At 60.0% G+C, this 13228-nt stretch carries 10 protein-coding genes; 2 read left to right on the forward strand and 8 right to left on the reverse strand.

What is annotated here, in order from left to right:
• Nucleotides 1-319: 319 nt before the first annotated feature.
• Nucleotides 320-1396, forward strand: coding sequence for a DUF2793 domain-containing protein (locus tag LV82_RS14420; RefSeq protein WP_104072878.1), 1077 nt, complete (start codon nt 320-322; stop codon nt 1394-1396).
• A gap of 43 nt (nt 1397-1439) precedes the next feature.
• Here the strand turns inward: LV82_RS14420 and LV82_RS14425 are convergent, their stop codons facing one another.
• Genes LV82_RS14425 through LV82_RS14445 form a run of 5 tightly spaced genes read right to left on the reverse strand, consistent with a single transcriptional unit; the run spans nt 1440 to nt 10157 of the window.
• Nucleotides 1440-2387 (reverse strand): GIY-YIG nuclease family protein, encoded by a 948-nt coding sequence (locus LV82_RS14425; RefSeq protein ID WP_104072880.1) that lies wholly within the window; start codon nt 2385-2387, stop codon nt 1440-1442.
• Between the two features lie 37 nt (nt 2388-2424).
• Complete coding sequence (locus LV82_RS14430; protein WP_104072882.1) at nt 2425-5454, reverse strand: type I restriction endonuclease subunit R; 3030 nt, start codon at nt 5452-5454, stop codon at nt 2425-2427.
• Nucleotides 5455-5464: 10 nt separating this feature from the next.
• Nucleotides 5465-6832 (reverse strand): restriction endonuclease subunit S, encoded by a 1368-nt coding sequence (locus tag LV82_RS14435; protein WP_104072883.1) that lies wholly within the window; start codon nt 6830-6832, stop codon nt 5465-5467.
• Complete coding sequence (locus tag LV82_RS14440; protein ID WP_104072885.1) at nt 6829-9219, reverse strand: type I restriction-modification system subunit M; 2391 nt, start codon at nt 9217-9219, stop codon at nt 6829-6831. The genes LV82_RS14435 and LV82_RS14440 overlap by 4 nt, the downstream gene beginning before the upstream one ends.
• Nucleotides 9216-10157: a BrxR family helix-turn-helix transcriptional regulator gene (locus tag LV82_RS14445; protein WP_104072887.1), complete on the reverse strand. Its 942-nt coding sequence runs from the start codon at nt 10155-10157 to the stop codon at nt 9216-9218. The genes LV82_RS14440 and LV82_RS14445 overlap by 4 nt, the downstream gene beginning before the upstream one ends.
• A gap of 207 nt (nt 10158-10364) precedes the next feature.
• Here LV82_RS14445 and LV82_RS14450 point away from each other — a divergent pair, with 207 nt between their 5' ends.
• Nucleotides 10365-10577 (forward strand): hypothetical protein, encoded by a 213-nt coding sequence (locus LV82_RS14450; RefSeq protein ID WP_146065188.1) that lies wholly within the window; start codon nt 10365-10367, stop codon nt 10575-10577.
• An 84-nt stretch (nt 10578-10661) separates the two neighbouring features.
• Here LV82_RS14450 and LV82_RS14455 read toward each other — a convergent pair whose 3' ends face one another.
• From LV82_RS14455 to LV82_RS14465, 3 genes are all read right to left on the reverse strand, one after another.
• On the reverse strand, nt 10662-10877 hold the full coding sequence (locus LV82_RS14455) for a helix-turn-helix transcriptional regulator (protein WP_104072891.1): 216 nt from the start codon (nt 10875-10877) through the stop codon (nt 10662-10664).
• A 498-nt stretch (nt 10878-11375) separates the two neighbouring features.
• Entirely contained in the window at nt 11376-12113 is a 738-nt protein-coding gene (locus LV82_RS14460; protein WP_104072893.1) for an HNH endonuclease, read from the reverse strand.
• 72 nt (nt 12114-12185) lie between these two features.
• Nucleotides 12186-13228: IS256 family transposase (locus LV82_RS14465; RefSeq protein ID WP_104072895.1), on the reverse strand; the 1043-nt coding region annotated here is incomplete at its 5' end.

The following is a 13228-nucleotide window of genomic DNA, read 5'->3' on the forward strand; positions in this document are numbered from 1 at the left end:
GAAAGCCGCACGCCGAATTCTCGAACCGCTTCGCCGTCTGCGTCTCCAGATGAAAAACGTCGAGGTGGGATTTGGAAATGTCGATCCCGATGCTATGCTCCGTCATCTTCGCCAGTCCTATTCTTGTCATGCGTGGCTCAAACACGCGTATCCGTTCAGGCCCATGGTGAAGGCGGCGGTCGATCCTACTCAGAAACGGTCCTGAAGACCCAGGCCTCCTCGATCCAACCGCCGCCACTGCCCGCCATCAATGGCGTGGCGGGCAGTGGTTCCCTTCTAACCACGGAACCTCCCGTCTTCATAAGACAAGGCCTTCCCAATGTCCGACGCCACGTCCCATCTCCTGCTGCCTTACATCCTCGCGGCGCAGGCCCAGAAGCACGTCACCCACAACGAGGGGCTTCGGATCCTCGACGGTCTCGTCCAACTCTCGGTCCTCGACCGGGATCTGACCACGCCGCCCGGCAGTCCCGCCGATGGCGACCGCTACATCGTCGGCTCGGGCGCAACGGGCGACTGGATGGGCTGGGACCTGAACGTTGCGATCTGGACCGACGGCGCCTGGCTGCGTCTTCCACCCCGGACCGGTTGGCGGGCGTGGGTCGAGGACGAAGGCCTGCTGATGGTCTACGACGGCGCGAGTTGGATTGGCACCACGCCGGCCGCTCTGCAGAACCTTGCGCTGCTTGGGCTCGGCACCACGGCCGACGTCTCGAACCCGTTCTCGGCCAAACTGAACGCCGCGCTCTGGAGCGCGAAGACCGTGGCCGAGGGCGGGACGGGCGATCTCTTCTACACCATGAACAAGGAGACGGCCGGCAACGATCTCGGCCTGACGCTGCAGACAGGTTTCGTCACCAAGGCGCTGGCGGGCCTCTTCGGCTCCGACCGGTTCCGGCTCGCGGTCTCGGCCGACGGCAACACCTTCTTCGACGGGCTGAGCGTCGACAACGCTACCGGCATTGTCGACCAGCCCCGGCTGCCGCGGTTCAAGGCCTACACCAACTACGACAACTACGTCGGCGTCGGCACCTGGACGAAGATCGCCATCAACAACACCGACTATAACGATCAGGGCGCCTTCGATGCCACCAACAACCATTTCGAGGCGCCTGTGGATGGCACCTACCTGTTCGGCGCGACGCTGCTCTACAAAGTCAACGCCAGCACCTCGGCCCGCATGCGCGGGCGTCTCGTCCTGAACGGCACCACCGAAATCCGCGGCTCCTTCGGCGAGGTGTCCAGCTCTCACAATTCGCTCGCCACGGCGCTTTGGCTGCAGACCATGGTGCCGCTGAGCGCGGGCGATACCGTCGAACTGCAGGGGTATTTCCGCGCGGCGGATGGGTATTTTGCGGGGGATCATACGTCGTTTTGGGGAATGAAGGTAGGGTGACGCTATGCCGAAATGGGTCGGACCTTCGGCGCAATAGGCGACGTCAAGCCTGGTCAGACGTACCGCCCGCCGCGTCTTGGCTTGCCTCCCAGTCCGCGTATGTCCGGCCATCAGGCAGTTTCCAGAGAATGCGTCCGTTCGCACTGGCGCCGATGACAGTGGCTGCTGCCGCCGAGGCTGAGGAAAAGCTGTAGTCGCTTGTGAATACCAGGAATTCACCGTCCTCCCGTAGCACGCCCTTTTCAAGCAGGGTTTTGCGCATCGCGTCTGTCCCTCGCGGGATCGTTCGCGTCGTGCGAACCCGCGCTTTCGACCCGGCTTTGACCACGAATTCGCCAGAGGACCCGATCTGCAATTCTGCGGAAAACCCTTCACCCCTGAATGCGAAAACTGGGCTCTCCTCGCGGGCATTCTTGAGCGACGTTGAGGAAGAATGGTCCGTCTCAGCCGGGGCGCTCCGCATTTCGCGGAACAGATCCCACCCCAAGGCTCCGACGAGCGTCTTGGTCTGGTCTACGAATTCATCCATGGCGGCTCTGTCCGGCAATGGAAGACGGCCCGCATCGTCTGACGGCATTCTTGTGTTGGGCAACGACCAGCGCGGATTGCCTCCGGCGGCCTTGATCAGGCAGGATTCCACATATCTCGCATGGCTCTTGGTCAAATTTTCGTCCTTGCTGATCAAGACGACCGTATCCGTCCAAAAGGTCTTGGAATCACGTCCCTTGTCGTTCGAGTTATGATAGGACAGGCGGCCGCTGACGCCCTCGGATTCACCAATATAGGCGAGCAGGCGGTCGGGTTCGTTCTCGTCCGCGCCGATCAGGATATACACCCCGGGGCGTTCGATCTCGGGGAAGGTATCGCGAACGCGTTTCAACTGGTTGCGGCGAAAGGCGATTGCCTGGATCGTGGACATTGAAATCTGCGCGACCCGGATACCGCTCGGGTCGCCGTCCAGCAGGAATATGTTGATCGAGCGGGGTTTCATCGCACCCTTGATGCTCCAAATAATTGTGACAGAAGTCTCACGCGTTGGGCTGACCTTTCAGAACACTCGCAATGCTTTGGCTCCAAGCCGCCTTGAAGGCCGGGTCCGATGCGAACAGCTTGTACAGTTCCAGCTCCTCCTTTCGGCGCTTGAGCATCACCTCCTGCAGCATTCTTTCGAGCGCGAGTTCGCGATTGTAAGGATCTGGATTCGCCTCATATTTCTCGGCATAGTCGGGATGGGCCCGAATGCTGTTCACGATATTCACGAATTTGACCCGTTGCTCCTCGGGCGTCGCGCTCCAGCCTTGGAACCATCTTTCATTGAAAGTGCGAATGATCTCGTCCAGCGGATCCTTTTCCGGGTCTCCCTCCCTGTATCCCCGAGGATTCGGGTTCTGTGGGTCAAGCTCGGACGCGGATGAATCGAGACCGATGGCTTGGTTAAGTTTCGTCCGCTCGAGACCGTAAGAAGACAGATCGACCGCCTCCAGCAACTCGTCGAGCGTATCCTGGTCAGGATCCGTGATTCTCAGTTTCGGCAGCAGAAATTTCAGGAACCAGAACAACTTCTCCCACTCGACGACCTCGAACGGGATGATCGAGGCCATCTGGCCGTAGATCTTGACGAACTGACGCGCCTTGATCTTGAAGTCGATCTTGTCCTTTTCTTCGAGTTCAAGCTGCTGGTTGAAACGGTCTGCCGTAGTGTCAATCAGTGGGCTGAGCTTTTGCGCGTCTTCCCCCGCAAAATAGCGCGTGACGAAATCTTCCACTTCCTGCCACTCATAGACGCCAACCTGATCGAGCGAGGCCTTCAGGTCATGCAGCACATTCACGTCGGTGGCCGATGAAAGTGTTGTGATGGTGTAGAAGGGGTCGAAGGCGGCCTTGATGTCGGCGGCATCGTTGAAGAAATCGAGGATGAACAGGTCCTCGGTCCGTTTTCCGAGTTTCGGCGCTGCGCGGTTGAGGCGTGACAATGCCTGCACGGCCAGAACGTGTTGCAGCTTCTTGTCCACATACATCGCGGTCAGCTTCGGCTGGTCGAAGCCGGTGAGGTATTTGTTGGCCACCACCAGGAGCCGGTATTCGTCCTTGTCGAACTGATCGCGGGTTTCGGTTTCGGGAAATCCGTTCATCTCGGCCTCGGTGTAGGTCACCCCGTCCACGACCTTCTCGCCGGAAAAGGCGATCAATGCCTTGAACGGAGTGCCCCGCTCGGCCAACAACCTGGTGATTGCCTTGTAGTAGCGGATCGCCGCCTCGATGTTCTGGGTGACGATCATCCCCTTGGCCTTGCCGCGCAGCTTTTTGGGCGTCACCACCTGCTCGATGAAATGGTCGAGCATGATCTCGGCCTTGGTGTTGATCGTCTGCTGGCTGCGCTCGACATAGGCGCGCAGTTTCTTCTGGGCTTTCTTGGTGTCAAACAACGGATTGTCGGCGATCGACTTCTGGATCTCGTAATAGCTCTTGTAGGTCGTGTAATTCGCCAGCACGTCCAGGATGAAGCCCTCTTCTATCGCCTGCTTCATGCTGTAGAGGTGAAATGGCTTGAAGCTGCCGTCGGGCTGGCGCTCGCCGAACTTCTCCAGCGTCGTGTTCTTGGGCGTCGCCGTGAAGGCGAAATACGAGGCGTTGCCGCGCATCTTGCGGGCCTGCATCGCGGCAAGGATACGGTCCTGGGGGTCGTCCTCGTCGGGGTCCGCATCGCCTGCGCCCATCGCGCGGTTCATGTTGTCATGGGCAAGGCCGCTCTGGCCGCTGTGGGCCTCGTCGATGATCACCGCAAAGCGCTTGTCGCTGAGATCGGCGATCCCGTCGATAATGAAGGGAAACTTCTGGATCGTGGTGATGATGATCTTCTTGCCGCTTTCCAGCGCCGCCTTCAGATCGGCCGAGCGCAGCGCCGGGGCGACGATGTTCTTGACCTCGGAGAAATCCTTGATGTTCTCGCGCAGCTGCTTGTCCAGAAGCCGCCGGTCGGTGACAACGATGACCGAGTCAAAAAGCGGCTGATCCGCCCCGCGCGCGCCACGCACACCGGGCCCGGCCGGATAGGTCTCGATCAGCTGATAGGCCGCCCAGGTGATCGAGTTCGACTTGCCCGAGCCCGCCGAATGCTGGATCAGATAGCTATGGCCCACACCCGTTGTCGCGGCGTGATCCAGCAGCGCACGCACCACGTCCAGCTGGTGATAGCGGGGAAAGATCAGCGTCTTTTTCGCCAAGGGGTCGGTCGGCTTGCCCTCGAGCAGCATGAAATGCTGGATGATGCCGGCCAGGCTGCGGGGCTGAAACACCTCTTCCCACAAATAGGCGGTCTTGTGGCCCATCGGATTGGGCGGGTTGCCGGCGCCTTCGTTGTGGCCCTTGTTGAAGGGCAGGAAATAGGTGGCGGGGCCGGCAAGCCGGGTGGTCATGAAGACCTCGTCGGTGTCCACGGCCATATGCACCAGCGCGCGGCCGAATTGCAAAAGCGGCTGGGTGGGGTCGCGGTCCTCTCGGTATTGCTTTTGCCCGTGATAGCGCGCGGTCTGGCCGGTCCAGGGGTTCTTCAGCTCCAGCGTGATCAGGGGCAGGCCGTTGACGAACAGCACCATGTCGATCTCTTCGCCCGTATTGGCGCGGGAATAGCGCACCTGCCGCGTGACGCTCCAGATATTGGCGGCGAAGTTTTCGTGCACGCTGGCCGCCGAACTGGCCAGCGGCGCGGGGTAGAGCAGCGTGAAATGCGCGTCCTCGACCGACAGCCCCTTTTTCAGCAGATGCAGCGCGCCCTTTTGCCGGATCGTGCGGTCGAACCGTTCCAGGATCTTGCGCTGCCAGTCGCCGGGATTGCGGGTTTTCAGCCGATCCAGCAGCTTGCCCTGGGTCTTTTCCAGAAACTCCCAGAACAGCCGGGTGTCGAGCGCGAATTCGGCGTCGAAATCCTCGGGCCGGCCGATGCGGAAGGGGCCGGGGGTGGCGGCGGCGGGGGTGGCGGCAAGCTCTTCGCGGGTCAGCCCGGCCAGCTGGCGTTCGATCGCCTGTTCCAGCGCGATTTCCTTCGTGTTGCTGACCATGCCGAACCCCTTATGCCTGTGCGCTCAATACCGTGTCGGGCCGGGCGCCCGCGCGCCCCGCCGCCGGTTCCGTCACCCGGATCTTGCCCGTCACCGCCGCGTCGATCAGGCTGGCCTTGAATTCCCGAAGCGCGGCGATCTGCTGTTCCTTGAGGGAAATGGCGGCTTCTATCCTCTTTGACGTTTCGGCGACGTGCTCGATAATCTCCACTTGCTCGTCGAAAGGTGGAACGAGGGTAACGAGATTCTTGAAATCGTCCCAATACAGCCGCTTGCGAAAATCGGTGATACCCTTCGATCCCGCATCCATCTGACGGATGAACGCCGGACAACGATAGAGCAATTCGAAATAGTTGGCCGCCAACTCCGGGTTTGGACGAGCGACAACATAGGCCGGACTTACCATGCCGTGCACGGATACCGCGCCAATTCCGCCCTGCCATGCGCGCATCATGTTGTAGGCAATGTCACCGGGCTTGACCTCCTTGTAAGAAGTCCGGTCCTCGATCTTGACGACCGAGCGAATGTTTTCCTCTTCGCTCAGTTCTTCGTTAGATACGCCGCTGTGAATCGACACCGATAGAACCGGTAGGTCGGGTTGTCCCGGCACCTTCATTTCACGAAAGAGGGCGAAGTTCCTCCGCACCTCCCAATGCGCGGGGATTTGGCCGATCCAGTCGATGCCACTGTCCTTCATCGGGGCGTCGGGGGTCAGGCCACGGGTGACGGCGGTCTGGATCAGGATCTGCCGGCGCTCGCGCAAGAGCGCGATCTGCGCCTGCCGGATCCGCACCGCCTCATCCACCCTGGCGCAGGCCCCATCCAGAAACCGCGAAATGGCGCGTTGTTCGGCTTTGGGCGGTAGCCAGATGAATGTCGGCTTGAGAACCGCTTGGCTGATGCTGAAAACCTTGACGCCCTTGACCGCAGATCGCACCTGCGCGCGGAATGAGGCAGAGTCGAACAGATACGCCATGAAGCGCGTGTTCATTTCGACCTTGGGACGCGCAATCAGCGTATGATAACCGGCGAAAGCCTGACGGTCGCTGTTGTAGTGGGTGAAATTTCCAGACCCCTCGATGTCCTCTGACGTATCGGCAAAGACGAAGTCACCCCGTCGCAGGAGCGAAGATTGATTGCCTTTCAGGTAGGAAACATCGACGCATTTCAGCGGATGCTGGTCGGGATCGACCTCGAAACCATATTTCGAGTGGATTTCCCCGTAGTTGACGCAGGGGATGCCATCGTCCTGAAGGTTCTCCTTGGTGATCGTCAGCCCCTTGTTGAAATTGAATGCGTGGCGCAGACGAACAATTGGCCATTCAGGTGGAAGAGGCGGGTAAACGCGCGTTTCCTCTAACGTGGCAGCGATGCTCATTGCGCCGCCTCCCGTGCGCCGGGGGTCATGCCCAGAATATCGGCGATCAGCCCGTCGGCCTTTTCCTCCAGTTCCAGGATGTCGCGCGTCACCTCCTCAAGGCTGCGCAGCGGCTTGTGGCGGTAGAAATATTTGTTGAAGCTGATCTCGTAGCCGATTTTCACGCTGTCGAGGTTGATCCAGGCCTCGGGCACATGGGGCTGCACCTCGGCGCGGAAATAGCGGTGGATGCTGTCCTTGAGCGGCACGGATTCGCTGTCGCGCAAATCGGTGCTGGGCTCGTAGCTCAGCCAGCTGCCATCGGGCTGGGCGTAGAACCCGAAATCGCCCAGATCACCGATGGCGCAGCCCAGCCGGGTGGCGAGCGCCTCAAGTTCGGCCTGGGTGAAGCGGTGGCGCTTGGCGATCACCTTTTCCGCCGTCTCGTCATACCAGCTGACCGCGTTCAGGATCGCGTTCCGCTCGGTCGCCGACAGCTTGATCTTGCGCGCCTTCAGCACCTTGGCGACGCTTTCGCGGAAGGCGTTGAAATCGGCGGTTTCCTCGGTGCCGATCTCTTCCATCAGCCTGTGGCCGGCCTCCAGCACCCCGCGCAGGCGCAGCCACAAGGCGGTGTCGGTCAGCTTCGCCCGCTGCTTGGCGTTGAGGGTGAGGCCCTGTTCTTCGGCCCAGTCACGCACGGGTTTGGCCTGGGTTTTCAGGAAGCCCGGTTCATAGACCTTCTCGCCATGTTCGGCCCAGAGCCACTCCATCGGCTCGCGCAGGGATTTGTCAAAGCGCAGCGGGGCCAGCGCCTCGGCACTGAAGCGGGCGCGGCGCCGGTCGGGGCGTTCGATCGTGACCTTGTAATAGCCGAAATCGGCATTGTCGAAGATCTTGACCGCGATGCCGGTCGGGTCGCCATTTGCGTCAAGCTGGCGCTCGATGGGCAGGAAACCCAAATAGGCGCGGACGATCTCGGCGATATGTTCGGGGGCAAACTCGCAGTTCTTGTCGCCAAGGTTCTTGCGCAGCTTGCGGAACATCAGGTTGGCGTCGATCAGCTGGACGCGCCCGCGCCGCGCCTCGGGCTTGGCGTTGGTCAGCAGCCAGATATAGGTGGTGATGCCGGTGTTGTAGAACAGGTTGTTGGGCAGCTGGATGATGGTGTCCAGCATGTCGTTTTCGATGATGAAGCGGCGGATGTTGGATTCGCCGCTGCCCGCGTCGCCGGTGAACAGGCTGGAGCCGTTGTGGACGGAGGCGATGCGCGAGCCGATGGGGCTGCTTTCGGTGGGCTTCATCTTGCTCACCATCTCCATCAGGAACAGCAGCTGCCCGTCGCTGGAGCGGGGCGTGGCATCATGGGTTTCGACATTGCCCCAATAGTCGGTCAGTTCGACCTGGAAGCGCGGGTCGATGACGTCATTGCCGTCCTTGATGTGCTTGAGATCGCTTTTCCAGCTTTTGCCATAGGGCGGGTTTGACAGCATGAAGTCGAAGCGCTGGCCGGCGAATTCGTCGGTGGCGAGGGTGGAGCCGACCTTGATGTTCTCGGGGTTGTTGCCCTTGATCATCATGTCGGATTTGCAGATGGCATAGGTCTCGTCGTTGATTTCCTTGCCGTAGAGGTAGACATCGCCCCTGGCGGCGATCGGGCCTTCGGGATCCTTGATGTAGTTCTGCGCCTCGGTCAGCATCCCGCCGCTGCCGCAGGCCGGGTCGTATATGGTCATCACCGGCGGCAGGCGATCACTGATCGGGTCGAAAATGAGGTGGGTCATCAGATGGATGACCTCGCGCGGCGTGAAGTGTTCGCCCGCTTCTTCGTTGTTTTCTTCGTTGAACTTGCGGATCAGTTCTTCGAAGACGTAGCCCATGCCGAGGTTCGACAGGCCGGGCATGACATTGCCATCGGGGTCTTCGACATCATGGGGCGAAAGGTTGATGTAGGGTGAGATGAACTTCTCGAGCACGTCGAGAAGAACCTGCTTGTCCGCCATGTGCCGCATCTGGTCGAGCAGCTTGAAGCGGGTGATGATCTCCTTGACGTTGTCGGAGAAGCCGCGGAGGTATTCCTCGATGTTGGCAAGCAGGATCTGCTGGTTGTTGGTCGCGGTGGCGTAGAGCTGCTTCAGGGTCCACTTGCTGGTGTTGTAGAACACATAGCCCGACGCCGCTGTCAGCGGCGCGTCGTCGAGTTCTGTCGCCTTCATCTCATCGCGTTGAAAGCGGACCTCTTCGAGAACCGCCTCTTTGGTCGGTTCGAGCAGCGTGTCGAGGCGGCGCAAAACGACCATAGGGAGGATGACGTCTCGGTATTTGCCGCGGACGTAGACATCGCGCAGGCAGTCATCAGCGATGGACCAGATAAAGGAAATCAGCTTGTTGTGGGCGGCGTGGTTCAATGTGGTAACCCGTTTTTCTTGGCGGCCTGGAGTCCAGGTGAAGTGGTTGTTCGTGCGGTGTTTGAAGCGGTCTGGGGGCCGTTGTCATATTCGAGAACGGCTTCTGGATTCAGAAGGATAATCTGCTGATCCTGCGGGCGCCGCGCGGCCGGATCGGTATCAAGCCCAAGCCGCCGGAGTGCGTAATAAAGCAGCGCGCGCCTCACCTTGATCTTCGCCTTGCCGCCGCGCATGCCGTAGTCGAGCGCGATGACCTTTGCCTGCGTCTCCGAGAGGTCGGGGTGGGGGGCGATTTCCAGCGTGACCTCGGTGTGCCAGTCGCGATCAGCTCCGGCGGAGACGCCGCTTTCGCGTGACCCGCGGATCTTGAGCATCCGCGAGAGCAGGAAATCCTTGAAGCACTCGTCGGTCTCGCAGAACGCCCGGGTGTGCCAGCGGAAGCCGTCGAACGCAATGGCGTGGGGCGCGATCCAGCGCCAGCTTGGCTCAGGGCGGGACAGGCTTTGGTATTTCACCTCGATCGCTTCCGACCGGCGAATGGCGCCGACGACTGATCGGAGCGTTGCGGGATTGACGCCACGAACCGGCGTTGGTGCGGATGCAAACGGCGGAAGCTCCGTGATCCAGGCGTCGTCACGGTCAAGGATGCCATCGGCGACAGAATGCAGCTGGGCCAGATACTTGCTGGCGTCAGGTTCGCTGAAATGGGCCGCGAACACTGGCGTGCGGACATAGGTCCGGGCGCTCTTGTCATAGACCATGTTGTCGGGCGCCAGGCCGATGTAGCGGTTCAGGTCGGCGGACGCCTGGTTCACCGAAACTCCGAACTGATCCATCAGGTCGCTGCGGTTCACGCGCCCCTCCCAAAACAGGCGGAACTCGATGAACTCGAGCCGTTGCTCGACGCCCCAGCGAAGCTCCGCCTTGCTGTCTTCCACATCACTCTCCCGGCTTGGCCGATGCGCATGGTAACTATGCGCGCACATTTTCTGTGCTTGAGGAGATGCTAGCGGAGTGGTTGCGCGCAGGCAATCGCAAATCGCGTGCTGGGATGGACGCTGCGTGGGTCCGTCGGTTCACATAAACCTATGCCATCAAGCTGTTTTTTAGCTACTTTGCGTGTCAGTCACAGAAGGATGGATTTCTTGTCGAGCAAGCAGAACAGGGAAAGCATCAGGGCAGGCGGCCTCGGTCAGACCGGATCAGGTGAGGACGAGCCCGGCCGGAATGAGTCGGGAAACGCCAATCGGGATTCCTTCCATCGCCTGAAATCGGAACTTGGCCGTGCATTTTCTGCGCCCGAGGAGGAATACAAGCCGTTGAGCGTTTCTGATTTGATCGCCCGAAATCGCGAATGACCAAATCGGCGTGCTCGAATTGACCTCCCCCGGGTTGTGGGGTCTCCGAACCGGGGGAGGCGGTCAGCCGGACGGCGCACGCAGTCACCCCGCGAAGTCAAGCTCCGCGACCTGATCTCGTGTCTTGCCCAGAAGCATCGCGCGTTCGAACGCCAGGATGTCTTCCAGCCGATACACCACGCGTCCGCCGATCTTCATGTAAACTGGCCCTTCGCAGGCCCACCGCCAGCGCTCGAGCGTTCGATGGCTGATCCTCCAACGCGCCGCCAATTCCTTCTGGTTCAAGCAAGTCGGTTGCATGTGTTACTCCTTTCGCACAACTCGGTTTGGTTGCTCGCAAACCAAGGCGTGAATGGAAAAACGAGTAAAGTCAGAAGTTTGCGCGAATTGCGCATGCGGCCCAGACCTCCGGAGAGTTCGCGAGTATCAGACAACACCCGCCTCGATTCCTCGATTTGTCATCGGCCACTGGTGGCTACGTTGAGACGGGATTTTCGGTATTCCTTCCCCTCCGCCACTGTCCCTTGCGGAATTTTTCTCTTCCTCAGCGTGCCCGAAATTTTCCCCTTGTTATCAAGGGTTACGCCGGTGAGCTATTCACCTTGCTCGGCGCGAGACGGCAAAAATTGGTCTCTCCGGGCCGATATTCTCCGGACCTCATGACTGCGCTGATTTGGTGAATTTCCCTCAAGGCATTGAAAAATATTCATTTTCTCGCAGTGCAACCTGAACACTTCGATTTCGGTTGCGTCTGAAAGACGGAACATACAACCAACGGACGGTTCAGCTTCCCGGCATTCATGGGAGTTTTTCATGCGAGCTGAAGTCTACGCCCGAACTTGCCACCAAGCCATTGAACCTGCGATATTCGTGATCTTCGACTGTCGCGGAGACAACCGCGCGGCCTTCATGATCAAGTGTGAGCAAGCCTGCATCAAAGAGCCGGTGAAGATCGGCCCTGAGGATGATCCCGTTACGAGGGTCGTCCGAACCGCCAGCTGCGCGGGGAAAGAGATGGGCCGCATCCAATATCTCAGCAATTTCGCAGCCGCTGATCGCGCACCGCAGACCATCGCGTTCTGCAATTTTGCGACGAAACTCCTGCTGGTCGGGCCGGGTTTCACGCATCGCCCAGCGCCTGATTCTATCTTCATTCCGTGGTATAGACTCTGAACCCAAAACACGACGCCCATCAGGCTTCTCTAAATGCAGCCGGAATTCGTGGGTGCCGAGACGCTCGAAGATGACGATATCGCCAGCCTCGGCGCCAGATTCTTCAAAAAATGCCCTGGTAAATTCACCTCTATGGCGGATGAAGCCTCGAGGACGACCAGTGCCTTTGTAAGTTGGAAGATCTGCATCAACCGACTTTCCCCTCCATCGCAAAGTCAGTGGACGACGAGCGAATTCACTGCGGGTTGAACCGCCCATCGCGTCTTGCGGAAGCTCCGCAATAAATGGCGTTACGGTAATTCGCAGCACCTTCGGGTTTAGCGCCGACGCTGTAAGGGGTGCGCTTCGAAACTCATTTTTCATGTCAATACCCAGTTTTTTTATCAAAAATCCACGAACGAAATGAGCTATGCCCGAAAGTTGGTGACGGCGTGATCAGGCGGCGGCTTGAAGTTGCTTGATCCCGTCCTTGAATGCAATCCCCTGGATGAGTTCGGGCAGGCGGTTGTGGCCGTCGAGCTTTCGCCACTTTCTCTGGGCCGACATCATCAGTTTGAAAGCCATTACCAGGCCTGTCTTGCGGGAAAGGCAGCCCTTGGTTCTGCCGGTTCGGTGGCGGACGGTGGCGAAGGTGCTCTCGATGGGGTTGGTCGTGCGGATGTGCTTCCAGTGCTCGGCCGGGAAGTCGTAGAAGGTGAGCAGCACGTCGCGGTCCTTGGTGAGCTTGGCGACCGCCTTGTCATATTTGACGCCGTAGGTATCGACGAAGAAATCGAAGGCCTCCTCGGCATCGGCCCTGGTCTCGGCCTGCCAGATGTCGTGCAGGTGGCCCCTGGCCTTGGGCTGCACCGATTTCGGCATGGCGTTCAGCACATTGGCCGTTTTATGCACCCAGCAGCGCTGCTCGCGGGTTGTCCCAAATACCTCGCGCAGCGCGGCCCAGAAGCCGAGCGCGCCGTCGCCAATGGCCAGGCTTGGCGCATGGCAAAGCCCGCGGCGCTTGAGATCGCGCAAGAGTTCGTGCCAACTCTGGGTGCTTTCGCGGTAGCCATCGGTCAAGCCCAGAAGCTCCTTGCGGCCCCATTCATCCGCGCCGATCAGCACCAGAACGCATTGCTTTTCCTCATCCATCCGCGGCTGGAAATAGACGCCATCGGCCCAGACATAGACGAAGCGGCGGGCCGAAAGATCGCGCCGTTGCCAGCGTTCGTAATCCTCCCACCATTCGGCCTTCAGCCGCGCGATCGTGCTTGCCGAAAGGCCCGCCGCGTTCGGCCCCAAGAGCGCGGCAAGCGCCTCTTGAAAGTCACCGGTCGAAATGCCCTTGAGGTAAAGCCAGGGCAGCAGCTCCTCGACCGACTTCGCTTTGCGCATGTAAGGCGGCAGGATCGACGAGGTGAAACGGATCTTCTCGCCGTGCGTCCCCCGGTCGCGCAGCCGCGGCACCTTCACCGCCACCGGGCCGATCCCGGTCATGA

The sequence above is a fragment of the Albidovulum inexpectatum genome, from assembly GCF_002927635.1.
Taxonomy (GTDB): Bacteria; Pseudomonadota; Alphaproteobacteria; order Rhodobacterales; family Rhodobacteraceae; genus Albidovulum; species Albidovulum inexpectatum.